This window comes from Candidatus Caccoplasma merdavium (assembly GCA_018715595.1).
GTDB classification, from domain to species: domain Bacteria; phylum Bacteroidota; class Bacteroidia; order Bacteroidales; family UBA11471; genus Caccoplasma; species Caccoplasma merdavium.
Genome location: DVLI01000013.1, coordinates 1 through 25,527, shown reverse-complemented (window position 1 = coordinate 25,527; position 25,527 = coordinate 1). Strand labels below are relative to the sequence as shown.

Below are 25,527 nucleotides of genomic sequence, written 5' to 3'. Positions count from 1 at the left end.
ACCGATACAAAGATAAATTTTTTTTGGAGAAGTGTTTCTTAAAAGAAGTTCTTTTTAGAAGCTCGTGCGAACTATTTTAGTTGAAATATTCCAACGATTGTTTTTATTACTTAGCATGCACACTTATCTGCGCTTATACGACAATCTCTTGCCCTACTTCCTTGGGCTGGCAAAGAATGCCTTGATAAATTCATCGCCCGAGAGTGTGCCATAATAGCCCCGGGCAACGCTCTCCTCGTCATATACCTGCACGGCATCGGGGGTCTCACCGGGCTTGTAGATGACAAACGGTATGGGAGCATTGGTGTGCGTTTTCAGCCGACAGGGGGTCGGGTGGTCGGGCAAGAGGGCTATGGTAAGCGGCTCGCCCAATGAATCGGCAGCAGCCAGCAAGGGCTGCAACACACGATGGTCGAGGTACTCGACCGTCGTCTTCTTCAACTGGGCATCGCCCTCGTGTCCCGCCTCATCACTGGCCTCGATATGGAGGTAAACAAAGTCATCGGTCTTCAAGGCTTCAATCGCCGCAGCCACCTTTCCTTCGTAATTGGTGTCGTAGAGGCCGGTGGCTCCGGGCACATCGATGGAACGCAGGCCGGCATACACGCCGATGCCCTTTATCAAGTCGACGGCCGAAATGACGGCTCCGCTCTTGATGCCGTAATGCGAAGCCAGAGTTTCCATGCGAGGCTTGTAACCGGGCGACCACGGCCAAATGCTGTTGGCCATATCCTTGCCTTGTTCCCGACGCCGGATATTCACCGGGTGCCGGGGCAGAATTTCTTGCGAACGCAGAATAAGCCGGTTTATGAGATAGGCTGTCTCAGAGGCCCGGACATCGAGCGGACGCACCAGCACGTCGCGAAACGGGGTGCCGGGCACATCGTGCGGGGGGGTGCAATGGAGACGCTTGTCGCCATCTTTGATTTTGAGCAGGTGACGATAGGAGACACCGGGATAGAAATGCACCGTCTCGTCGCCCAACTCCTGTTGGAGGAAAGTGATCAATTCGTGAGCCTCCTCGTTTGAGATGTGCCCCGCCGAATGGTTCTTTATCTTCCCCTCCTCGATGCAGATGAGATTGCAACGCATGGCCATCTCGCCGGGGAGAATGTCGATGCCCATACTGGCAGCTTCGAGCGAACCGCGCCCTTCAAAAACGGTGGGCAGGTCATAGCCCAAAATAGCCATATTGGCAATTTCGCTGCCCGGTTCAAAACCCGCCGGTACGGTATGCAATCGACCGCAACGGCCGTGAGCCGCCAGCCAGTCCATGGCCGGTGTGTCGGCCGCCTGTATGGGGGTGCGTCCGCCCAACGAATCGATAGGTTCGTCGGCCATGCCGTCGCCCAAAACTATAATATATTTCATGTCGTCAAAATTATCGTATGTTGGCAATTCCTATAATGTCGGCAAACACGCCGGCAGCGGTAACCGGTGCTCCGGCACCATATCCTTTGATAATCATCGGGTATTCGTTGTATCGGTCGGTCGTAATGAGAATGACGTTGTTGCTGCCTTCCAATTCGTAGAAGGGGTGCTCGCGGCCGACTCCCTGCAAACCGATGCGGGCCTTGCCATTGGCGAGCGAAGCGACAAAACGGAAACGCTTGCCCTGGGCGGCCACTTCGCGGCGACGTTGCTCAAACTCGGCGTCGAGCTCGGGAACCTCTTTCCAGAAATCTTCCAAAGAACCCTCGAAATACTTGTCGGGAATAAAGAGATTTTTTTCCACATCGGACTGTTCGATGCGGTAGCCGGCTTCACGGGCGAGAATGACCAGTTTGCGCAAAACGTCCTGTCCGCTCAAATCGACACGGGGATCGGGCTCGCTGTATCCGGCCTCCTGGGCCATGCGTATGGCCCGGCTCAGAGGCACGTCTTCGCTCAGCACGTTGAAGATGTAGTTGAGCGTACCCGAAACGACTGCCTCGATGCGCAGTATGGTATCGCCACTGTTTATCAGGCTGTTGATGGTATTGATGATGGGCAGCCCGGCACCGACGTTGGTCTCGAAGAGGAACTTCACGTCGCGACGGCGGGCAGTCTGTTTCAAGAGGGCATAATTCTCATAGTCCGACGAGGCAGCCACCTTGTTGGCGGCAACGACCGACACGTTGTGGTCGAGCAGCTGCTGGTATATGGCCGCAATCTCGGGACTGGCCGTGCAATCGACAAAGACCGAGTTGAAGATGTTCATCTTGATAATCGAGTCGCGAATCTCCTCGGGAGAACTCTTTATGGAAGAATTTTTCAGCAACTCCTTGTAATTGTCGAGCGGAATACCTTCGCGGCAGAACACCGACTGGCGGGAATTGGAGAGCCCCACGATATTGATGCGCAACGATTTCTCTTTGAGCAGGCGGGGCTGCTGGCTGCGAATCTGTTCGAGCAGATTGCTTCCCACAAGGCCGATGCCGGCAATAAAGACATTGAGCACCTGTGTATCGGAGAGGAAAAACGAGTCGTGAATCACGTTCAGTGCCTTGCGCAGGCTGCCCAACTCGATGACAAACGATATGTTGGTCTCGCTGGCACCTTGCGCGCAAGCTATCACATTGATACCGTTTCGTCCCAACGTGTTGAAAAGTTTTCCGGCAATACCGGGGGTATGTTTCATGTTCTCCCCCACGATGGCCACCGTGGCCAAGTCACGCTCGGCAAAAGCCTTGCTCATCTCACCCATTTCGATTTCATGGGCAAATTCCCGGTTGAGCACGGCAATGGCATTGTCGGCATCGGCATTACGCACGGCAATCGAAGTATTGTTCTCCGAAGCGGCCTGCGAAACCAAGAACACACTGATACCCGACTTGGCCAACGCCTTGAATATGCGGTAATTGACACCGATGACGCCCACCATGCCCAATCCCGAAACGGTGATGAGGCAGGTATCGTTGATGGAGGAGATTCCCTTGATGGCTTTCCCGTCGGTGGCATGAGCCCCCTCGGCGATGAGCGTGCCGGGAGCTTCGGGGTTGAACGTATTCTTGATAACGATGGGAATGTTTTTGTGATATACGGGATATATCGTCGGGGGATATATCACCTTGGCGCCGAAGTTGCACAACTCCATGGCCTCGGTAAACGAGAGCTGCTCGATGACATAGGTGTTGTTGATGACCCGGGGATCGGCTGTCATGAAGCCGTCGACATCGGTCCATATTTCGAGACGCGAGGCATCGAGAGCGGCCGCAATAATGGCAGCCGTGTAGTCCGAGCCGCCCCGGCCGAGATTGGTCACTTCACCCGTCTGGCTGTCGGAGGAGATGAAACCCGGCACCAAAGCGACCTGCGGCAGGCGGGTAAATGTCTCGTGTATGAGAGCGTTGGTCTTTTCGAAATCGACGATGTTTTTCTCGAACTGCGATTCGGTTTTGATAAAGGTGCGCGAGTCATAATGCACGGCTCCATCGATAATGCGGCTGATGATGAACGACGACAGCCGCTCACCGTAGCTCACAATGATGTTTTGTGTCTTCGACGAGAGGTCGCGTATGAGCGACACCCCCTTGTAGATGTTCGAAAGCTCTTCGAGAAGCGCATCGGTCTGCACGCGCACCTCTTGCTGACGCTCGGCCGGAACCACTCCGGCAATAATATCGTGATGGCGGGCAATGATTTCTCGCAAATTGTCTTGGTAATCGAGCGAACCCGAGGCGGCTTCACGCGCGGTTTCGAGCAGTTTGTCGGTAATTCCGCCCAAGGCCGAGACCACCACAATCACCGGTTCGTGACACGATTCAACGATTTGTTTTACATTTTTCAGGCTCTTTACCGACCCTACCGAGGTCCCGCCGAATTTCAATACTTTCATAGAGATATACAACTATTTCATGCCTGAGAAAAAGGCATATAGCGGCACTTTTTCATCAGAACGTCATTTCAAAACAAATAATAGTGAAAAATACTTCCCGAAGCGGAAGTTGGCATAAATTCGCGGAAAATAACAACGGACCCCCTAAGGGGTTGTCATCGTGAAACAAGTCATTATATTCCGGCAGTGCATATTATCTGAATTTCATATTCGGCGGCAATATTACGCAAAATATCTCAAAACTCCTACATTTTTTTATTTTTTCTACGCCAAACGCAGCGTTTTTTTATCATCGGCCGCCATATCGGCTCCACAAAAGCCGTAAGACCCGCCGGGTAAATCGGGACTTTTCTTGCCCGATATACTTATTATGGCTATCTTTGGGCTGACGGTTCCCGCCTCGACGAATGCAACCGGAACCCCACTCGCCTTACCGGCTACGGGCGACAACCGAAAAGAGACAAACAAACACAATATTTTACCTCATGAAAAAACTGTTACCAAGAATCCTCCTCTTCCTCACGGTCGGCCTGGCAGGGACGCTGCACGCCCAACCGGGCGATGCCTTGCCGGCATCGGTCTATGAGGGCTTGCCTTTTGAGATGAAAAAAGTAGAGCAACCCCATTTCGCCCGATACACAGTGTCGATAACCGACTTCGGTGCCGTACCCGACGGCAAGACGCTGAATACCGAAGCCATTAACAATGCCATCGCCACCGTGAGCCGCAAGGGTGGCGGTACGGTTATAATTCCGGCAGGCTACTGGATTACCGGCCCCATCAGACTGCAAAGCGGAGTTGAACTCCACACCGAGAAAAACGCCTTTATCCTCTTCTCCGAAGACCACAGCCTGTATAAAAAAGAAGGAGCTAAAAAAGGCGAACCGTCGCTCTCACCCATCTCTGCCGACCATGCCGACAACATCGCCATCACGGGCGACGGCATCTTCGACGGCAACGGCGACACCTGGCGCATGGTGAAACGCAGCAAACTCACGGCCGGACAGTGGAAAGAACGGGTCACCTCGGGTGGCGTGGTCAACGAAGCCGGCGACGTGTGGTACCCGAGCCAGGCTGCCATGGAGGGCGAAGGGCGCCCCAACATGGTGCGGCTCTTCGAGTGCAACCGGGTATTGCTGCAAGGCGTTACCTTCCGCAACTCGCCGGCATGGTGCATACACCCCATTCATTGCGAAGACCTGACCCTGCACCAGGTATCGGTCATCAACCCGTGGTATTCGCAAAACGGCGACGCCCTCGATGTGGAGTCGTGCGACCGGGTAGTCATCTACGACTGCACTTTCGATGCGGGCGACGATGCCATCTGCCTCAAATCGGGCAAAGACAAAGCCGGACGCGAACGGGGCTGGCCCTGCCAGAATGTAATCGCCCGCAACAATGTGGTGTATCACGGACACGGCGGCTTTGTCGTGGGCAGCGAAATGTCGGGTGGCGTAAAAAACATTTTCATCGACAACTGCACCTTTATCGGCACCGACGTGGGTATCCGCTTCAAAAGCACCCGGGGCCGCGGCGGCGTGGTAGAAAACATCTATTGCCGCAACATCAACATGTTTGATATTGCCAACGAGAATATTCTCTTCGACCTCTACTACGGTGTCAAAGACAAAGACAACCGCCCGGTCGCCGTCGACGAGGGTACACCCCAATTCCGCAACATATATATAGCCAACGTGAAAGCCATCGGCGGACGTTGCGCCATGCTCTTCAACGGACTGCCCGAAATGCCGGTCAAGAACATTGCACTGAAAAACATCTCCATCTCGGGCAGCACAACCGGTGCCATCATTCGACAATCGGAGAACATCGTCATGGAGAATGTCGTCATTACCCCCAAAGAGGGCGATGCCGTCATCTGGGAAGAGGTAAAGAATGTCTCTTTCAACGGAAAAAAGATAAAATAAACCGGAAGCGATGCCATCACAATTCGTGCCACACCAACCATGAGTCCCGACGTTTACCGTCGGCAGGTTAAAAACAAAACAGAACAGCGTAATCCGGTCTTCGGATTACGCTGTTCTGTTATCGATGCAGCTCTTTAACCCGAAGATTACTGAGCCAGTTTTTTCAGAATCAGCGTCAGGTGATTCCAGAATTTCTCAACGGCGGGAATGTGCATTTTTTCATCGGGAGAGTGTACGCCGCGCAATGTGGGGCCGAACGAAATCATGAGCAACTCGGGATTCTTCGTCAGGAACAGGCCACATTCGAGACCGGCATGAATGGCTTTCACGGCCGGCGTAATTCCGTACAACTCTTCATAAGCCTTCACGGCGACATCGAGCAGCGGCGATTTGAGGTTGGGTTTCCAACCGGGATAGCCTTCGCTATGGGTAGGTACAGCTCCTGCCAGGGCAAAGAGATTCTCGACCTGACCGGCAATGTCCTTTTTGAGCGACTCGACCGAGCTGCGCTGGCTGGTCGCCACGACAATCGTGTGATTTTCTTTCATCTTCACCGAAGCCAGGTTGGTCGAGGTTTCCACCAGTCCGGGCATATCGCGGCTCATGCCTATCACTCCATGGGGACAAGCATAGAGGGCGCGAAGCAAAGAGACGGCCGTTGTCTTGTCGATGCACTCTCCCGGGGCATCACACGAAGCCAGCGTGAGAGACACAGCCGGGTCGGTCTCGGCAAGTTCCGATTCGATGACGGCGTGGAAAAGGTTCAAGTCGACCCGCAGAGCTTCCTTGCAATCGGCCGGGACAGCAATGATCGCCCAAGCCTCCCGCGGAATGGCATTGCGCAGGTTACCTCCGTCGATGGCACACAACTGCATATCGTATTTGGCCAGACAGCTGCACAGGAAACGGGCCAGTATCTTGTTGGCATTGCCACGACCGGCATTTATGTCGCTACCCGAGTGGCCGCCTTGCAGTTTCGACACCGAGATGCGCAAAGCCACATTTCCGGCAGGAAACGGCGTAGCGGTATAAGTAAATGTCGATGTCGTGTCGATACCTCCGGCACAGCCTATGAATACCTCGGCCTCATCTTCGGAGTCGAGATTGAGCAGATATTTGCCGGTAATGAACCCCTCTTCCATATTGAAAGCTCCGGTAAGGCCGGTCTCCTCATCGACGGTAAACAGAGCTTCAAGAGCCGGGTGCACCAGGGTATCATCGGTGAGGGCGGCCAAGGCGGCAGCCATACCTATACCGTTGTCGGCTCCGAGCGTCGTACCGCGGGCTCTCACCCATTCACCATCGATATAAGTGTCGATGGGGTCTTTCTCAAAATCGTGCTGCACATCGGCATTTTTCTCGCACACCATATCCATGTGCGCCTGCAAGACGACACCGGGCTTGCCTTCACTGCCCGGCGTGGCCGGCTTGCTCATAAGCACGTTACCGATGGCATCGGTGCGCACGGCCAAATGGTGTTTCCGGGCAAAATCGAGCAGGTAAGCCCTTATTTTTTCTTCTTTTTTCGAGGGTCGGGGCACTTGGGTTATCTCATCGAAATAACTCCAAATCAACTGCGGTTTCAAATCTTTGATTTTCATAGTTATGATGATTTATGAGACTGGCGGGTAAACAGAAGTCAGTCTTTGTTAAAAAGTTTTATAAATTAATATAAACCTCCAAATCGACCGACAAAAAGTACCAAGTCTCTGTTTCTTATTTATATTTGCATACAAATATAGCGAATATATGGTAAAAGTCATTCTTCTCTCCATAATAATTGTGGCCGTGGCCATATTGTTACTGGGAATAAAAGTCTTTTTTGTGAAGGGAGGAACTTTTCCCAAAACCCACATCGGAGATAATCCCGAGATGAAAAAGAGGGGGATAAGATGCGCCATATCGACCGATTACGCCGACCGCCACAAAGAAGGTCTCCATCACTAAACACACTATCGCATTATTCACTAAACCAAAATAAAAACATGCACAAATTTTTTATGCTATCGACGGCCATCGCCGGAATACTCTTCTGCTCGTCGAGTTGCCAGCAACAAACCACGGCACCTGCCGCCCCTCAAAACAACACACAAGTTCAGACGGTCGACTTCTCGGGACACCTGCCTATCGCTTATGTCGAAGTAGACTCCCTGCTGAGCAACTATAACCTGGCCAAAGACCTCAACGAAAAAATGCTCACGCGGCAAGAAAATGCCCGTGCCACCATCAATGAGAAAGGCCGCCAACTCGAAAAAGAGGTCGCCGAATTTGAACGGAAAGTCAAGAACAACGCCTTCCTCTCCCAAGAGCGTTTCGAGCAAGAGCAGCAACGTCTCCTCAAAAAGCAACAAGAGTTGCAGGCTTATGCCCAACAACTCGAAAATGAATTGCTGCAAGAACAACAAAAGATGTTGATACAAGTCACCGACTCGATTACCAACTTCATCAAAGAGTACAACAAGGACGGCCGGTACGAAGCCATTCTCAACAACAGCAGCGTGCTCTATATCAAACCCGAATACAACATCACCCCCGAGGTCACCCGGATACTCAACAAGAGATACGCCAGCGAACAGAAATAAACCGACAAAAAATAAATCGAAACAATAAGGGGCGGCTCGTAAGGCTGCCCCTTATTGTTTGTTACTCATCGTTGTGCAGGAAAATTCCCGACAGGAAACGGCCGAAATTCTTGCCCCGAGCCCGGCGGGAAGAGAAAAAAAGGTCGTTGCGGGCATAGGTGCAGATGGCGGCCAATGAGAGATGTCCACCGATGATGCCCGAGGAGAGGAGATCGGCCCGGTTGGCCTCCCACAAATCGACATGATGGCGACCTTCGTCGTCCCGACAGGGAGAGACAACCGGCACCTCACCGGGATAGGCTTCGCGAAAAGCCTCGACCACTTCATCGCCGACTTGGAATGCCGGACGTCCAATCGAGGGGCCTATCGCCGCATAAATGTCACGCGGGTCGCTGCCATAGACACGATGCATCGCCTCGACCGTCTTGCGGGCGATGTGACCCACCGTACCCCGCCAACCGGCATGCGAAGCCCCCACCACCCCGCGGCAAGGGTCATAGAACAGGAGCGGGACGCAGTCGGCCGTCGATATGGCCACGCACACGCCGGGCAGTGCCGTGACCAACCCGTCGGCCAGTGACAGATATTCGGCTTGCGCCTCGTCGGTGAGAGAGAAAAAATCGGGCAACAACGGCAACACTTCATTGCCATGCACCTGGCGCGGCTGCACAAGAGCCGATGAAGGCAGCGAAAGCGCACGGCACAAGCGGTCGCGGTTTTTCATCACGCGAGACAAATCCTCTCCCGAATGACGCCCCAGGTTGAAAGAGGAAAAGGGGTCATCGGGGACAACCGTCCCACGCAACGTGACAAAATGGGAAATTTCGGGAAAGCGTCGAAACAAAGGATATGTCCCGACCTCAATTTCGGGGTCGAGATGAGAGAAAAGCATCTCAGGCTTTATCGTCGTCGTCCCAGTCATACTCGTCGTAATTCTCTTCACCTTCATCTTCGACGCACTCGTCATCGTCGAAACGAGGGTCGAGGTTGTGATGGGTCAAGGTCGAGACTTTGTTGTCTTCGCTGTTGACGGCTTCCCACAAGACGTCTTTCAGTTCACCGATACCCTGCCCCGTAACCGAAGAGATGTAAACGACGGGCAGGTCATCGGGAACGGTCTTTTTCAAGTCGCGCAGGAGTTCGTCATCGAGCATGTCGCATTTCGAGACAGCGAGTATGCGGTGCTTGTCGAGCAACTCGGGATTGTAAGCGGCCAACTCGCCCAAGAGTATCTCATAATCACGGGTTATGTCGTCGGAGTCGGCCGGCACCATAAAGAGCAGCACGGCATTGCGCTCGATGTGGCGCAGGAAACGCAAGCCAAGCCCTTTGCCTTCGCTCGCGCCCTCGATGATACCGGGAATGTCGGCCATGACAAAAGAGCGGTTGTCGCGATAAGAGACAATGCCGAGGTTGGGTTCCATCGTCGTGAAAGGATAGTCGGCAATCTTGGGACGTGCCGCCGACACGGCCGAGAGGAGGGTCGATTTCCCGGCATTGGGAAAACCTACCAGACCCACGTCGGCGAGAAGTTTCAGTTCGAGCACGACAGTGCGTTCGATGGCCGGTTCGCCGGGCTGTGCATAACGGGGCGTCTGGTTGGTCGCACTGCGGAAGTGCCAGTTGCCCAAGCCGCCGCGGCCCCCTTTGAGCAGCACGATTTCCTGACCGTCGTCGGTCAACTCGCACAAGTATTCACCGGTCACGGCATCGTAAGCCACCGTACCGCAAGGCACCTCGATGACACGGTCGGCGCCATCTTTTCCGGTGCTGCGACAGTCGCTGCCCGACTCCCCGTTTCCGGCATAGACATGACGTTCGTAACGCAGGTGCAGCAGGGTCCAGTAATTGCGATTGGCACGCAAGATGATATGTCCGCCGCGCCCGCCGTCGCCACCGTCGGGACCGCCTTTGGGGGTGTACTTGGCCCGGTGCAGGTGAGCCGACCCGGCTCCGCCCTTTCCCGAGCGGCAATAAATCTTTACATAATCGACGAAATTTGATTCGGCCATACGTTTCTTTTTTTAATGGAAATAGAGACAACCCGCCACAAGATAAACGGTCGTACAAAGATATGGTTTTCTTTTTCTCCGACAAAACAGGAAGGTGCGGGACGAAAAAAATCCCTTCATCACCCTGCGGGACGAAGGGATTTTTTGAGAACGACGCGGGCACCGACGTTTCTCGCGGTGCGCCTATCAGCAAGCGCAACCGTCGAGAGCGCGGGTGATGGTCTCGAAAATCGAGTCGACCGAGCCCATGCCGTGAATTGCTTTGTATTTGCCGTTTGCGATATAAAATTCTTTGAGCGGTGTAGTCTGGTTGTGATACACGTCGAGACGTTTTTTGATAGTTTCGAGGTTATCATCGGAACGGCCGGATACTTGTCCGCGTTTGAGCAGACGGTCGATCAGCTCGGGCTCGTCGACTTCGAGACCCACGACAGCCGAGAGTTCCATGCCACGGTCGCGCAGAAGGGCTTCGAGAGCTTCGGCTTGCGGAATGGTGCGGGGGAAACCGTCGAAGATAACGCCCTTGCGTGTCTCGGGCGTCGTGTCGAGCAACTTGGCCAGCATATCTATAATCAGCGAGTCGGGAAGCAACTGTCCCTTGGAGATGTAACCGTCGGCGATTTTTCCCAGTTCGCTACCGGCCTTGATTTCCTGACGCAGGAGGTCTCCGGTAGAGATGTGGTACAAGCCATACTTCTCGATGAGTTTTTCGCTTTGGGTGCCTTTTCCCGAACCCGGGGCACCGAAAATAACAATGTTCATCATAATTTTTTACCTATTTCTTGTTTTCCTTTTTACCTCGTTTTCCACCCAAGGCGGAAAAGTCAGCCTAATTATCTATCACATAAATATCTTTGAGGTTCCGTCCCTCCTCATCATAATCGAGGCCATACCCCACGATAAAGTCCCGGGGAATTTCAAAGGCCACATAGTCGACCGGCACATCATATTGCAACGACTCAGGCTTAAACAGCAACGATGCTATCTTCACGCATTTGGGTCGACACCTTTGCAAGTGTTCCAGCAAAGCATGCATCGTCGCTCCCGTATCGACAATATCCTCTATAACAATCACCGTGCGACCGCTTATTTCGGCATGCATATCCTGCAACAGGTCGACCGTGCCGGTCGAAGCCGTTCCCTGATAAGACTTCATGCGCATGAAAGCGACCTCACAAGGAACATCGATGGCACGCAACAAGTCCGATGCGAACATAAACGCGCCGTTGAGCATGACAACAAAAAGGGGGGTACCCTCCTCCTGCCTCACATCTTCGCGTATGCAACGAGCCACGCGGTCCACGGCACGGGCAATCTCTTCTCCCGAAATATACGGGCGGAATGTCTTGTCTTTGATATGTATCTTTTCCATCTTGTTTCAAAAGGCAGACAAAGGTACAAACTTTATGGCATAAAATCACGAAAAGTCAGGGCTATTTGCCGAAAAGAAGAGAGAGTTTTTCCCCAGACTATGGTTTTTAGCGGCAGGAAAAGGTTATTCCCGAAAAAAACAATATCTTTGTTTGGGATATGTGCCCCGGGCCCGGGGGAAACTTCAAAATTTCAACCGCGCCTTGCGGCAAACATCTCTCCGCACTCAAAAACATCGTAGCCGACATGAAGATATTCCCTACCGAAAAGATAAAGCAAATCGACCGCTACACCATCGAACATGAACCGATTGCCTCGGTCGACCTGATGGAACGGGCTGCCACGGCCATCACCCGGGAAATCACCGAACGGTGGGATACCCGTCGACGCATCGTGGTCTTTGCCGGCGCCGGCAACAACGGCGGCGATGCCTTGGCCGTGGCCCGCATGCTCACCAAATGCGGATACCATGTGGAATGCTTTCTCTTCAACCCCAAGAACCGCCTCTCTCCCGACTGCGAAATCAACCGGGACCGGCTCAGGGAAACGAATGTCCCTCTGCATGAGGTCATGCACGAGTTTGCCCCGCCACGACTCGACAGCGACGACATCGTCATCGACGGGCTCTTCGGTTCGGGGCTGCAACGGCCTCTCGACAACGCCTATGCGGCCGTCGTCCAATACATCAACGCATCGGGCGCCACCATCGTGTCGATAGACATGCCGTCGGGCATGATGGGCGAGGACAACCGGGAATGCCTGTGGAAAAACATGATACACCCCCACCTCACCCTCACGCTGCAATTTCCCAAACTGGCATTCTTCATCGCCGAAGATACCCCGCTCACCGGCCATTGGAAAGTGCTCGACATCGGACTGCACCCCGACATCATCGAGAAAGAAGAGACCCCTTACCATTACCTGCCCCCCAGCGAAGTGGCAAGGTGGCTCAAATGCCGGGAAAAGTTCTCGAACAAATATGACTACGGCCACCTGTTGGTTGTTGCCGGAAGCCGGGGCATGGCCGGTGCCGCCGTACTGGCAAGCCGCGCCGCCTTGCACAGCGGGGCCGGACTGGTGAGCATACACTCGGCCGCCGGCTGCGAAACTATCTTGCAGACCGCCGTGCCCGAAGCCATGTTCCAGGCCGACGCCAACGAAAACCACATCAGCGACATACCTGTTACCCGTCGATACGACAGTGTCGCCATCGGCCCGGGTCTGGGCCGGGACCCTGAAACCCGGGAGGCTTACATCAGACTGCTGGCGCAATGCACGGCCTCCATCGTGGTCGACGCCGATGCCCTCAATCTCATGCAAGGCAGTCCGACAACCCTCAATCTGTTACCCAAGTGGTCGATCATCACACCGCACCAGAAAGAGTTCGACCGGCTCTTCGGTGAGAGCAGAACGCCCTACGACCGGCTGCAAAAGGCACTTGAAATGAGCAACTATTACCACATCATCATCGTGCTGAAAGGAGCTCACACGGCCATTGTCTCACCCGACGGGAATATCTATTTCAACGGCACCGGCAATCCCGGCATGGCCACGGCCGGCAGCGGCGACACCCTCACCGGCATCATCGGGGCCCTGCTGTGCCAGCACTACACGCCCCTGCAAGCCGCCATCATGGGGGTGACCCTGCACGGCATGGCCGGCGACATCGCCGCCAACCGGGAATCGCAAGAGTACATCACCGCAGGCGACATCTCGGCCAGTTTAGGACGGGCATTTGCCAAACTCCATGCATATAAAAACATAGAAACTAAATAACCCCATCATTATGAGAAAACTTATTCTGACCCTCGGTCTTTTCACGGCTCTCGGCGTTTATGCGCAAGAGACCGTCAAAGTGACGGCCAACAAATTCAACGGATACGGCATCGTCTACTCCCTGCCGAAAACCGCCATCGACGTGCGGGCAACGGTCACCCGCTCGGTCGAAAAGCCGGGCCCGTTTGCCCAATTTGCCCAGAAGTATCTCGGGCAAAGTCCCACGGTAACCCAAGAACGCACGGTGTGGAAAATCGAGAACGTCGACATCTTGCCAAAGGGGATAGCCGACCCGGAGAAAAGATATGCCATACAGTTGAAAAAAGAGAATCGCACCGCATTCTACCTCAACGAAGAGGGCATGCTGGTGTCGATAAACCGCGCACCGGCACCGGCTTCGACACGTCCCGCCCCGATGCCCAAAGCCGAACGCCCCGCCCCCTCTCCCGAAAAAGCAGCGAAAAAAGAGCAGAAGCAGGCCGCCGAGTATGCCCAGCTCTACACCGAGACGATGCTCATCAGCTCCTCGACCCGCAACATGGCCGAGGCGGCCGCCCAGCAAATCTACCTCCTGCGCGAATACCGGCTCGACCTGCTCACGGGCAACAGCGACGAGATTCCACAAGGACAATCGTTTGAAATCCTCCTCCGGGAGATGGACAAGCGTGAAGCTCTCCTCACCTCCCTGTTCCTGGGTACGGTAGAGACCGAGACCCTCGTCGAAGACATTGTCATCGACCCCGAAAACAAAAACAGCGTGGCGTTCCGCTTCTCCGAGCGCAAAGGGATTCTTCCCGCCGACGACCTCTCGGGCGAACCGATATATGTAAGCACCGAAGTAAAAGAGGTGATAGAGGCTCCGACCGATTCCAAAGGGAAGGTCATTGCCCCGGCCTCGAACGCATTGGTTTACATCACGCCCGGAAAGGCCGACGTAAAAGTCTCCTATAAGGGCGAGACCCTGTGCCAGAAGGAGATTCCGATGGCCCAACTAGGTGCCGCGTATGGCATCGACCCCTCGGTTTTCAACGGCAGCGGAGCCGTCGAGGCAACATTCTGCCCCGAGAGCGGCGCCTTGCTGCATATCGGCATTGCCGACGAAAAACCGGTAAAATAGCCGTCCCACACACAACAGAACGAGAGAGAGAGTAGAGTCATCGGGTGACTCTACTCTCTCTCGTTTTTACAAAGCATGGGTGTCAGAAAGCCAGCCCCACCCGCAACGAAAGGGCGTGATGCAGCGTCACCCGGGTTCCGAAATAACGCTTGTAACCATCGTCATAGGAGTAATCGGTACTCTGCGATTGCAAGGTATAGGCCGCACCCACCTGCACGGCGGCAGCCACACCCACAGGGAAGGAAAGCCCTACCGACGGGGAGAAATAGGCTCCGAAAGCCCAATGCGAACCGTCTTTGAGACCGGGTGATATGCCTACGCGCACATCGGCAAAGGGAATAGTCGGGTAGTGCGGAAGCGTAAAACGTCCCACGGCATAGAGCGGCGTAAAGAGCGAGCCGTCGGCATGAGCCGAGAGGGCGATACCGCCTCCGGCAAAGAGGTAGGGGTTGAACCGATAGCCATGCGACGTGGAGAACGAAAATGCACTCTCACCCCGCATCGTCGCCTCGACTCCGAGGTCGAAATATCCGGCATAACCTTTATCCAAGACCGGGGCAACAGACGCGCCCGTGCGGGAAGCGTCCAAAAGCGGATTCTCGACAGTGAGGGGAGCCGTTGCCGGCTCCGAATCGGGCGTCGATGCGAACACACGATGGGTCGGGAGAAGCAGGGCAACACACAACGTTGCCAAGAAGAAACTATTTTTCATAAACAGAGATAACTACGAATTGCAAAAATACGCAAAATCCGCGACAATCCCCGCATTCATAAAAAAAGCCGCACGGAAAAATCCGTGCGGCTTTGTCATATCAGGATTCCTTATCCGGGATTATTCGGCATCGGTACCCCATTGTTGTTTGGCCAAACGCTTGTAGTTGTTGTAGCGCCACATAGCGTTTTCCTTGGCAGCGGCGAAGAGTTGTTCGGCTTCGGCGGGATATTGTTTCATTACCGATGCGTAACGAACCTCACCTTTGAGGAAGTCTTCGAACTTATCCCATTGCGGCTCTTTGCTGTCGAGGGTGAAAGGATTCTTGCCTTCGGCTTCCAACTCGGGGTTGTAACGCCACAAGTGCCAGTATCCGCATTCAACGGCAGCAGCTTCTTCGGCTTGCGATTTGCCCATACCTTTCTTCAAACCGTGGTTGATACAGGGAGCGTAAGCGATGATAATCGACGGTCCGTTGTAAGCCTCGGCCTCACGAATGGCTTTGAGGGTTTGAGCCTGATCGGCGCCCATGGCGATTTGTGCGCAGTAAACATAACCGTAGGTCGAAGCGATGAGACCGAGGTCTTTCTTGCGAACGCGTTTACCGGCAGCGGCAAATTTGGCGATGGCGCCGAGCGGGGTGGCTTTCGAAGCCTGACCACCGGTGTTGGAGTAAACCTCGGTATCGAGAACGAGAATGTTTACATTCTTGCCCGAAGCGAGAACGTGGTCGAGGCCACCGAATCCGATGTCGTACGATGCACCGTCACCACCGATGATCCATTGCGATTTCTTAACGAGGAACTTACCGAGGTCGGCAATACCCTTGCAAACGTCGCACTTGTCGGCATTGGCTTCAACGATGGGAAGAATCTTGGCAGCGAGTTCAACGGTCTTTTCGGTGTTCTCGCGGTTTTCGATCCATTCTTTGAAGAGGGCCTTGCTTTCTTCGGGGCAAGCCTCGTCGGCGATGGCCTTGTTCATGAGGATTTCGATGCGGTCGCGCATTTTCTCAACGGCGAGAGCCATACCCATGCCAAATTCGCAGAAGTCTTCGAAGAGCGAGTTAGCCCAAGCAGGTCCGTGACCTTTTTCGTTGGTGGTGTAGGGAGTCGAAGGAATCGAACCCGAGTAAATCGACGAGCAACCGGTAGCGTTGGATACCATTTCGCGGTCGCCGAAGAGTTGGGAGATGAGTTTCACATAGGGAGTTTCACCGCAACCCGAGCAAGCGCCGGAGAATTCAAACAACGGAGTGGCGAATTGCGAGTTCTTCACGTTCGATTTGATGTCGACGAGAGCTTGTTTACTCTTCACGTTGTTTACGCAATATTCCCAGTTGGGAGCTTCGGCGAGTTGGCTTTCGAGCGGTTTCATGGCCAAAGCCTTGCCTTGCTTGTTGCCGGGGCATACATCGACGCAGTTGCCGCAACCGAGGCAGTCGAGCACGTCGACTTGCATTCTGAACGTCATGCCGTCGAACATCTTGCCTACGGCCTTGATCGATTTGAAAGGTGCGCCGGCTTGCTCGGTAGCGTCGAGTACGAAGGGACGGATAGCAGCGTGAGGACAAACATAGGCACACTTGTTACATTGGATACAGTTCTCGGCCGTCCATTCGGGAACGAAAGCAGCCACACCGCGTTTTTCATATTTGGCGGTTCCTTGGGGCCAAGTACCGTCTTCGATGCCTTTGAAAGCCGAAACTTTCAGCAGGTCGCCGTTCTGGGCGTTGATGGGACGTACCACTTCGTTGATGAAGGCGGGGTCGTTGTTGGCAACCACTTCATCGTCGGGCAGGTTGGCCCATTCGGGTTTCACGGTGAGTTGTTTGTATTCACCACCACGGTCAACGGCGGCGTAGTTCTTGTTCACCACGTCTTCACCCTTCTTGCCGTAAGATTTCACGATGAATTTCTTCATCTGCTCGATGGCGAGGTCAACGGGGATAACGCCGGTAATGCGGAAGAAGGCCGATTGCAGAATGGTGTTGGTGCGGTTACCGAGGCCGATTTCCTGGGCAATCTGGGTAGCGTTGATGTAGTAAACGGTGATGTTCTTTTGTGCGAAATAACGTTTTACGTTGTTGGGCAGGTGTTTTTCCAGTTCCTCTTCGCTCCAAATGGTGTTGAGCAGGAAGGTACCGTTCTGACGGAGACCGCGGGTCACGTCGTACATACGCAGGTAGGCTTGAACGTGGCAAGCAACGAAGTTAGGCGTATTTACGAGGTAGGTCGAACGAATGGGGCTGTCACCGAAGCGCAGGTGCGAGCAGGTGAAACCGCCCGATTTCTTCGAGTCATAGGAGAAGTAAGCCTGGCAGTGTTTGTCGGTGTTGTCACCGATGATTTTCACCGAGTTCTTGTTGGCACCTACGGTACCGTCGGCACCGAGGCCGTAGAATTTGGCTTCGAACATGCCTTCGCCACCCATGGCGACTTCTTCGCCCACGGGCAGTGAGGTGAAGGTTACATCGTCGATGATACCGAGGGTGAAGTGGTTTTTGGGCTCGGGCAAAGCGAGGTTTTCATACACGGCAAGGATTTGCGACGGCGTGGTGTCGTTCGAACCGAGACCGTAGCGGCCACCGATGATAAGCGGGGCATTTTCTTTTCCGTAGAAAGCCTCTTTCACGTCGAGGTAGAGGGGCTCACCGTTGGCACCGGGTTCTTTGGTGCGGTCGAGGACGGCGATGCGTTTTACGCTGGCAGGGATAGCGGCCATGAGGTGTTTGGTCGAGAACGGGCGATAGAGGTGCACGGCAACCAAACCCACTTTCTCGCCTTTGGCAGCGAGGTGGTCGATGGTCTCGCGAATGGCTTCGGTAACCGAACCCATGGCGATGATGATGTTCTCGGCATCGGGGGCTCCGTAGTAGTCGAACAAGCCGTATTTGCGACCGGTGATTTTCGAGATTTCGTTCATGTATTCTTCTACGATGGCGGGAACGGCGTCATAGAAGTTGTTGCACGATTCACGGTGAGCAAAGAAGGTATCGGGGTTCTCGGCCATACCGCGTGCCACGGGGTGCTCGGGGTTGAGCGAACGGTCGCGGAACTCTTTCAGGGCTTTCTGGTCGATGAGCGGAGCGAGGTCTTCGTTTTCGAGCATCTCGATTTTCTGTATCTCGTGCGAGGTACGGAAGCCGTCGAAGAAGTTGACAAACGGCACACGCGATTTGATGGTGGAGAGGTGGGCAACACCGGCCAGGTCCATCACTTCTTGTACCGAACCTTCGGCGAGCATGGCGAAACCGGTCTGGCGGGTCGACATCACGTCTTGGTGGTCACCGAAAATACAGAGGGCGTGCGATGCCAATGTACGAGCCGATACATGGAATACACAGGGAAGGAATTCTCCGGCAATCTTGTACATATTGGGAATCATCAGCAACAGACCTTGCGAAGCGGTGTAGGTGGTTGTCAAAGCACCGGCTTGCAACGATCCGTGTACGGCACCGGCAGCTCCGGCCTCTGACTGCATCTCTTGCACAAGAACAGTCTCACCGAAGATGTTTTTTCTTCCGGCGGCAGCCCATTCATCTACATACTCGGCCATGGTCGAGGACGGAGTGATGGGGTAAATGGCGGCTACTTCACTGAACATATAGGAGATATGCGCAGCAGCCTGATTACCATCACAGGTAATGAATTTCTTTTGTTTGCTCATACAAATTAATATTTGAGGATTAAGGTTATATTTTTTTGATGAATAGCAAAGTTAATATAAAAAACCGAATAACCATAAAGGAATCTTATTTTCTTTCCCTATTTCGTTGTTATCCATGGCGTAGTAGTAGTCGGGGTTGTTGCGGCCCCGCAAAATCTCGCCTTCGATTTTGAAGTTGTAGCGGCGGTTTACCAGGAAATGGGTGTTGCGTATTCCTTCGTTGAGGCGGTTGTCCTTGTGCAAAATGTTATAGAAGAAGGTCTCGCGCACCGCCTGGGGGTCGACATGGTCGGGGCAGATGGGGTACATCAGGTTGGTGTTGTGCAGGTACACCCGGGCCGGCTTGCGGGGGAACTCCTCGTCGACGGGGTAGAGCATGTTGATGAGGCGGGCGTCTTTGAGATACTTGATGTAGTTGACCACCGTGGCGCGCGAGGTCTGTATCTCCTTGCTCAACTGGCTCACGTTGGGCGAGCAGGGCGACGAGGTGGCCAGCAGGTAGAGCAGCCGCCGTATCTTGGGCAGATAGGTGAGCTCGATTTGCTTGATGAAGAGTATGTCGACCTCCATCATCATGTTCATCGTCTTCACCAAGGTCTCGGTGAAGTTGTGCTGCTCGATGAAGAACGGATAAAAGCCGTGGTGCAGGTATTCCTTGAAGTAGCTCAGGGGGTGTATGCGCGAAACCACCTCGCGGGCCATCGCCGTGTGGTCGCGCAAGATGTCGTCGAGTTTCACGGCCGGGAAATCGGTGCCGGCCATGAGGTTGAGAAATTCTCTGAAAGAATACCCGCGCAGGTTGTACGAGTCGACGATTTCGTGTATGGGCGAGTCTTCTTCTTTGAGCCGCATGACCGACGAACCCGAGAAAATAACATGGAGATCGGGGTAGGCATAGTAGCAATGTGCCAGCTCTTCGGCCCAGAAGGGATACTTGAACACCTGGTCGATGAGCAGGCAACGGCCGCCGAGGCGGTAGAACTCATCGACAAAGTCGACCAGTTTCTTGTCGGCAAAATAGAGGTTGTTGAGGTTGATGTAGAGACAGGTGCGGTCGTCGGCGCCAAACTTCTCCTTGGCATATTGCAGGAGAAACGTCGTCTTGCCCACGCCCCGGCTTCCTTTGATACCGATGAGACGGTGCGACCAGTCGATTTCCTGCATAAGCCCCCTCTTCACGGGAGAGTTTACATGCTCGACCAGATATTTGTGTGTCTTAAAAAATGTCTCCATCTTTCTCGGCTATATTTCGGGACAAAGATAAACTATTTTCTTTTTTTTTGCAAAGTCAAGATAGCAATTTCTTCTTTTTATGTTCGTTTTTCGATAAACAGTGAGCGTCAGGAGAATTTCCGTCCGGCCATGAGCCTTTTCCTCTGAGAGAGAAGACCTACGCCCCTACCCCTTCAAACATGAAACATGGGAGAAAACTTTATACACCTTTCGAGTTTTATAAAGTTATAAATACTTAATATTAAAGAGAAATGAAATAATGATAAGAAATCTTACACTATCTTTGCAGCGTTTTTTCTAAAATAGTATTATGAGAAAATTGAGACTTGGCATTCTGTTGCTCACGTTATTTGCCCTTCCTTTCATCGCATACGGCCAATACCAGTTGCCCAACCCCGGTTTTGAAAACTGGGTTTCGGCAGAAAAAGGCGAAGAGCCTGTTGGTTTTCACTCTTTTAATTCAGCAAGTGCTTCGGGAATATATTCAATCGCTAAAACAGCCGATCAATTATCCAAAGAAACAGATACTCGACCCGGTAGTTCGGGTTCATATTCTGCTCGTATTAATTCTAGATCGGCGATGGGTGCAAAAGCCAATGGCAACCTGACAACGGGCCAAATAGTAGCAGGATCAGCCACACCGTCAAGTACAGCCAACCACAACAAATCCTATCCCTCCAATACGGGTTACAACCAACCGTTCACCGGGAAACCCGATGCCATGACGGTGTGGGTAAAATATGTGCCCGGGAATGCCGGCGACTATGCCCGCGTAAACACGGTGATTCACGGAAACGCCAATTACCAGGACCCCGAAAACACAGACTACACCAGCATAAAATATGCCCAGGCCACCCTCAATTACCAAGCCGCCTCGGGCAACGGCTGGCAGCAGTTGAACATTCCCTTCAATGTCCTCAACAGCAGCGTGACGCCGGCCTATATCCTCATCTCCTTCTCCACCAATAAAAATGCAGGTGAAGGGACAACCAATGATCTTGTATATATCGATGACGTCGAGTTTGTCTACAACTCCCGGCTCGCCTCGTTGAAGGTGGGCGGCAGCGACCTCAGCGGCTTCGACAAAAACACCTATGAATACGCCTACACGGTAAGCTCGCTCAGCTCGCTCCCCGCCGTCACCGCCACCGCCGACGGCATAGGTGCCAGCGTAACCCAGAGCACCTCCGACGGGTCGACCACCGTCACCGTGAAAGGCAACGACTACTCGTCGAACCCCTCGAACATACACACCTACGTCATCAATTACACGGTGAACACCACCATCACGGCATCGGACGTCATCACCACCTACGGCACCGAAAAGGCCCTGTCGGTAACGACCAACAACAACCAAAGCGCCCTCGAATATGCCGTGGCCGACCCCACGATAGCCCGCGTGGAAAACGGCAAGGTCGTTCCCCTCAAAGCCGGTTCGACCACACTCACCATTTCGCAAAAGGCTTCGAAAAACTACACGGCAGCCAGCAAGACCGTAAAAATCACCGTCAACAAGGCTCATCTCACCGTCACGGCCAATGACGCCACCCGCGCCTTCGGAGCCGGCAACCCGACCTTCACCCTCAGCTATTCGGGCTTCGTCAACAACGACACCGAGGCCAGCCTCACCACCCGCCCCACCGCCACCTGCCCGGCCACGGCGACTTCGCCCGTGGGCACCTACGACATCACCGTGAGCGGCGGAAAGAGCGACAACTACACCTTTATCTATAAGAAAGGTACCCTCACGGTCACCTCGGCCGCCGCCCAAATAACGATTACCCCCATCGGTGAGAAGACCTACGGCGATGCCGCCTTCAACATACAGGCCACCAGCACCAACACCGCCACCGCCATCACCTACACGGTGGCCGACCCGACAGTGGCCTCCGTAAGCAACGGACGGGTCACAATACTCAAAGCGGGCTCGACCACCATCACCGCCAGCCAGGCGGCCTCGGGCAACTTCAATGCCACGTCGGCCACCACGACACTGGTGGTAAACAAGGCGCCGCTGACGGTCACGGCCAATGACGCCACCCGGGCCTTCGGCGAGAAAAACCCGACCTTCACCCTTAGCTATTCGGGCTTTGTCAACGGCGACACCGAAGACGACCTCTCGATAAAACCCAACGCCTTCTGCAACGCGACGACCTCATCACCCGTGGGGACTTACGACATCACCGTGGGAGGGGGCGTGAGCACCAACTACGCGTTTACCTATGTCAAAGGAACGCTCACCGTCTCGTCCTCGGCGGCACAAATCGCGATAACCCCCATCGGCGAGAAGACCTACGGCAATGCCCCCTTTGAATTGCAGGCCACCAGCCCCAACAAAGAGACCGCCATCACCTACTCTATCGAAAACCCGGCCATTGCCAGCATCAACGGCAGTACGGTAACGATACTCAAAGCCGGCTCAACCACCATCACCGCCCACCAGGCAGCCTCGGGCAACTACGAAGAGGCTTCGGCCACGACCGAACTGGTGGTGAACAAAGCCCTCCTCACGGTAACGGCCGACAACGCCTCGCGCTCCTACGGCGAGGAGAACCCGGCACTGACCTTCTCATACAGCGGTTTTGTCAACGGCGAGAATGAATCGGTGCTCACCAGCCTCCCCACGGTGACCTGCGAAGCCACCGCCGAGTCGCCGGCCGGCTCCTACGACATTGTCGTGAGCGGAGGTGCGGCCGAGAACTACACCCTGAGATATGTCAACGGCACCCTTTCGGTCCTGGCCTCGTCGGGTGAGCTCACCTTCACCGCCATCGGCGAGAAGACCTACGGCGATGCGGCATTTGACCTGCAAGTATCGTCGCCCAACACCGAGACGCCCATCACCTTCACCATCGAAGACCCGACCATCGCCAGCATCAGCGGCAACACGGTAACGATACTCAAAGCCGGCTCGACCACCATCACCGCCCATCAAGATGCTTCGACCAACTACGGCGAAGCCTCGGCCACGGCGCTGCTGGTGGTAAACAAAGCCCCACTGAAAGCCTCGGCCAACGACGCATCGCGAGCCTACGGCGAGGCAAACCCGACCTTCTCCTTCTCCTATGAGGGCTTTGTCAACGGCGACTCCGAGAGCGACCTCGTGCTCCCGCCCACAGCAACGACCGAAGCCAACCCCGCTTCGCCGGTGGGCACCTACGACATCGTTGCCGGCGGTGACGACGACGTGAACTACACCTACGCCTTTGCCAACGCCACCCTCACCGTGGAGAAAGCCATTCTTGACGTTACGGCCGACGACCTCTCGCGCACCTACGGAGCCGAGAACCCGACGCTGACCCTCTCATACAGCGGATTTGCCAACGGCGAAGACGAAGCCGTGCTTACCAGCCTCCCCACCCTCTCGTGCGAAGCAACCCCCCAATCGCCGGCCGGAAGCTATGACATCACGGTGAGCGGCGGCGAAGGCAGCAACTACACCCTCGAATACACCCCGGGCACCCTTATCGTGGAGAAAGCGCCGCTGACGGTCACGGCCGACGACCAAACGCGTTCTTATGGCGAGGAGAACCCCACACTCACCTTCACATACAGCGGTTTCGTCAACGGCGAGGACGAGTCGGTACTCACCATGCAACCGTCGGCCTCGTGCGAGGCGACCTCCACGTCTCAGGCCGGACGCTATGACATCATCGTCAGCGGCGGCGAAGACGAGAACTACCGGTTTGTGTATGTGAAAGGTGCACTCACCGTCACCGCCTCGTCGGGTGAACTCACCTTCACCGCCATCGGCGAGAAAACCTACGGCGACGCCCCCTTTGCCCTGAAAATCTCGTCACCCAACACCGAGACCCCCATCACCTTCTCCATCGAAGATGAAAGCATCGCCACCATCAGCGACGGCACGGTGACGATACTCAAAGCCGGCAAGACTACCATCTCCGCCCACCAGGCCGCATCGACCAACTTCGGCGAGGCAACGACGACAACCGAACTGGTGGTGAACAAAGCCCCCCTTACCATACAGGCCGAAAACAAGAGCCGCAAGTATGGCGAGGCCAACCCGACCCTCACCCTCGTGTATGAAGGCTTTGTCAATGGCGACAACAAAGACGACATCGAGGTTCCCGAAATTGCTTGCGAGGCAACTTCCACCTCCATACCGGGCAACTACCCCATCACACTCACCGAAATAACCGACGAGCGATATGCAATAGAGACCCTCGACGGTGAACTGACCATCGGGAAAGCGACCCTCGAAGTAAGTTGCCGCAACGAATCGAGCATCGTGGGACAAACGCCGGTCACCGACTTCGAACTCTACATCACCGGATTTGTCAACGGGGAAGAACGTTCGGTCATCGACTTGATGCCCACCGTGACGTGCGAAGTGACGGTCTCCTCGCCCATTGGCTTCTATCCGCTCATCATCAGCGGCGGCGAGGACGATTGCTATGATTTCAATTACACCGAAGGAACATATACCGTGCGGTCGGCCACCTTGTCGAAGACCATGATTTCACTCATGAGCATCGACACCAAACGCTACGGCGACGCCCCGTTTGCCCCCACCGTCACCACCAACAACAACGAGACCGAAGTGGAATTTGTCTTCGGTACCCCGGACGTTGTGGAATACAAGGAGGGTGCGTTCCATATCCTCAAAAGCGGAACAACCACCTTGAAAGCCGTACAAAAGAGCAGCCCCAACTACACCGAGGGTGAATCGAAAGAAATCACCCTCACCGTAGAGAAAGCCCCGCTGCAAGTGATTGCCGGCGACACGATGCGCATCGAGGGCGAGGAGAATCCCGCATTTGTCCTCTCCTACCGCGGCTTCCTCAACGGAGATAACGCCTCCTGCCTCGACGTCCTGCCCACCGCCTCCTGCGAGGCCGACGCCCTCTCGTCCGGCGGTTATTACGACATCGTCATCAGTGGCGGCGAAGATGAGAATTATGCGTTCAACCAATACATCGGCGGTACGCTGCTCGTCAAGGGCAAGACCCGCATCACGCTCGGTGAAATCACCGACAAGCGATATGGAGACACGCCTTTCACCCCCTCTTTCTCGTCGAACAACACCGAAAGCCCCGTGCGCTTCGAAATCGCCGACACCACCATCGCCCGACTTGAAAACGGCAAGATTGTCATCGTCAAGAGCGGAACGACCTCGCTGAAAGCCTATCAGGAGGAAAGCGCCTTCTTCTCGGCCGGCGAGTCGGAAGCCCTCGACTTCACCATCGGCAAAGCGCCCCTGAGCGTGAGCGTGGCCAACGCCGTGCGCATCGAGGGCGAGGAGAATCCCGAGTTTGAACTCTCGTTCAGCGGGTTCATCAACGGCGAAGACAC

Annotated in this window: 16 protein-coding genes; 6 read left to right on the top strand and 10 right to left on the bottom strand. The window is 54.5% G+C overall.

Annotated features, from left to right (window positions below; genetic code table 11):
• Nucleotides 1-153: 153 nt before the first annotated feature.
• Nucleotides 154-1,371 (bottom strand): cofactor-independent phosphoglycerate mutase, encoded by a 1,218-nt coding sequence (locus IAD09_04225; GenBank protein HIT81430.1) that lies wholly within the window; start codon nucleotides 1,369-1,371, stop codon nucleotides 154-156.
• Between the two features lie 10 nt (nucleotides 1,372-1,381).
• Entirely contained in the window at nucleotides 1,382-3,817 is a 2,436-nt protein-coding gene (gene thrA / locus IAD09_04220) for a bifunctional aspartate kinase/homoserine dehydrogenase I (GenBank protein ID HIT81429.1), read from the bottom strand.
• A 485-nt stretch (nucleotides 3,818-4,302) separates the two neighbouring features.
• Between thrA and IAD09_04215 the strand changes: the two genes are divergently transcribed.
• Nucleotides 4,303-5,742 carry a glycoside hydrolase family 28 protein gene (locus IAD09_04215; GenBank protein ID HIT81428.1) on the top strand — a complete coding sequence of 480 codons (1,440 nt, stop codon included), beginning with the start codon at nucleotides 4,303-4,305 and terminating at the stop codon, nucleotides 5,740-5,742.
• A gap of 146 nt (nucleotides 5,743-5,888) precedes the next feature.
• Here the strand turns inward: IAD09_04215 and IAD09_04210 are convergent, their stop codons facing one another.
• Entirely contained in the window at nucleotides 5,889-7,343 is a 1,455-nt protein-coding gene (locus tag IAD09_04210; protein ID HIT81427.1) for an aminoacyl-histidine dipeptidase, read from the bottom strand.
• Between the two features lie 148 nt (nucleotides 7,344-7,491).
• Here IAD09_04210 and IAD09_04205 point away from each other — a divergent pair, with 148 nt between their 5' ends.
• Entirely contained in the window at nucleotides 7,492-7,689 is a 198-nt protein-coding gene (locus tag IAD09_04205) for a hypothetical protein (GenBank protein HIT81426.1), read from the top strand.
• Nucleotides 7,690-7,727: 38 nt separating this feature from the next.
• Entirely contained in the window at nucleotides 7,728-8,324 is a 597-nt protein-coding gene (locus IAD09_04200; GenBank protein HIT81425.1) for an OmpH family outer membrane protein, read from the top strand.
• Between the two features lie 61 nt (nucleotides 8,325-8,385).
• Here IAD09_04200 and pgeF read toward each other — a convergent pair whose 3' ends face one another.
• From pgeF to hpt, 4 genes are all read right to left on the bottom strand, one after another.
• Nucleotides 8,386-9,216, bottom strand: a complete 831-nt coding sequence (pgeF, locus tag IAD09_04195; GenBank protein HIT81424.1) for a peptidoglycan editing factor PgeF — start codon at nucleotides 9,214-9,216, stop codon at nucleotides 8,386-8,388.
• Between the two features lies 1 nt (nucleotide 9,217).
• A complete protein-coding gene (obgE, locus tag IAD09_04190) occupies nucleotides 9,218-10,336 on the bottom strand; it encodes a GTPase ObgE (protein HIT81423.1) in 1,119 nt (372 codons plus the stop codon).
• Nucleotides 10,337-10,522: 186 nt separating this feature from the next.
• Nucleotides 10,523-11,101 carry an adenylate kinase gene (locus tag IAD09_04185; protein HIT81422.1) on the bottom strand — a complete coding sequence of 193 codons (579 nt, stop codon included), beginning with the start codon at nucleotides 11,099-11,101 and terminating at the stop codon, nucleotides 10,523-10,525.
• Nucleotides 11,102-11,165: 64 nt separating this feature from the next.
• Entirely contained in the window at nucleotides 11,166-11,708 is a 543-nt protein-coding gene (gene hpt / locus IAD09_04180; GenBank protein ID HIT81421.1) for a hypoxanthine phosphoribosyltransferase, read from the bottom strand.
• A gap of 245 nt (nucleotides 11,709-11,953) precedes the next feature.
• Between hpt and IAD09_04175 the strand changes: the two genes are divergently transcribed.
• Together IAD09_04175 and IAD09_04170 are read left to right on the top strand one after the other, a co-directional pair.
• Nucleotides 11,954-13,483 (top strand): NAD(P)H-hydrate dehydratase, encoded by a 1,530-nt coding sequence (locus tag IAD09_04175; GenBank protein HIT81420.1) that lies wholly within the window; start codon nucleotides 11,954-11,956, stop codon nucleotides 13,481-13,483.
• Between the two features lie 10 nt (nucleotides 13,484-13,493).
• Nucleotides 13,494-14,600: a DUF4831 family protein gene (locus IAD09_04170; GenBank protein HIT81419.1), complete on the top strand. Its 1,107-nt coding sequence runs from the start codon at nucleotides 13,494-13,496 to the stop codon at nucleotides 14,598-14,600.
• 82 nt (nucleotides 14,601-14,682) lie between these two features.
• Here IAD09_04170 and IAD09_04165 read toward each other — a convergent pair whose 3' ends face one another.
• The 3 genes from IAD09_04165 to IAD09_04155 form a co-directional block, all read right to left on the bottom strand.
• Nucleotides 14,683-15,312, bottom strand: coding sequence for a hypothetical protein (locus IAD09_04165; protein ID HIT81418.1), 630 nt, complete (start codon nucleotides 15,310-15,312; stop codon nucleotides 14,683-14,685).
• A gap of 120 nt (nucleotides 15,313-15,432) precedes the next feature.
• Complete coding sequence (nifJ, locus tag IAD09_04160) at nucleotides 15,433-18,981, bottom strand: pyruvate:ferredoxin (flavodoxin) oxidoreductase (GenBank protein ID HIT81417.1); 3,549 nt, start codon at nucleotides 18,979-18,981, stop codon at nucleotides 15,433-15,435.
• 51 nt (nucleotides 18,982-19,032) lie between these two features.
• Nucleotides 19,033-20,214 (bottom strand): ATP-binding protein, encoded by a 1,182-nt coding sequence (locus IAD09_04155; GenBank protein HIT81416.1) that lies wholly within the window; start codon nucleotides 20,212-20,214, stop codon nucleotides 19,033-19,035.
• A gap of 580 nt (nucleotides 20,215-20,794) precedes the next feature.
• Here IAD09_04155 and IAD09_04150 point away from each other — a divergent pair.
• Nucleotides 20,795-25,527: hypothetical protein (locus IAD09_04150; protein ID HIT81415.1), on the top strand; the 4,733-nt coding region annotated here is incomplete at its 3' end.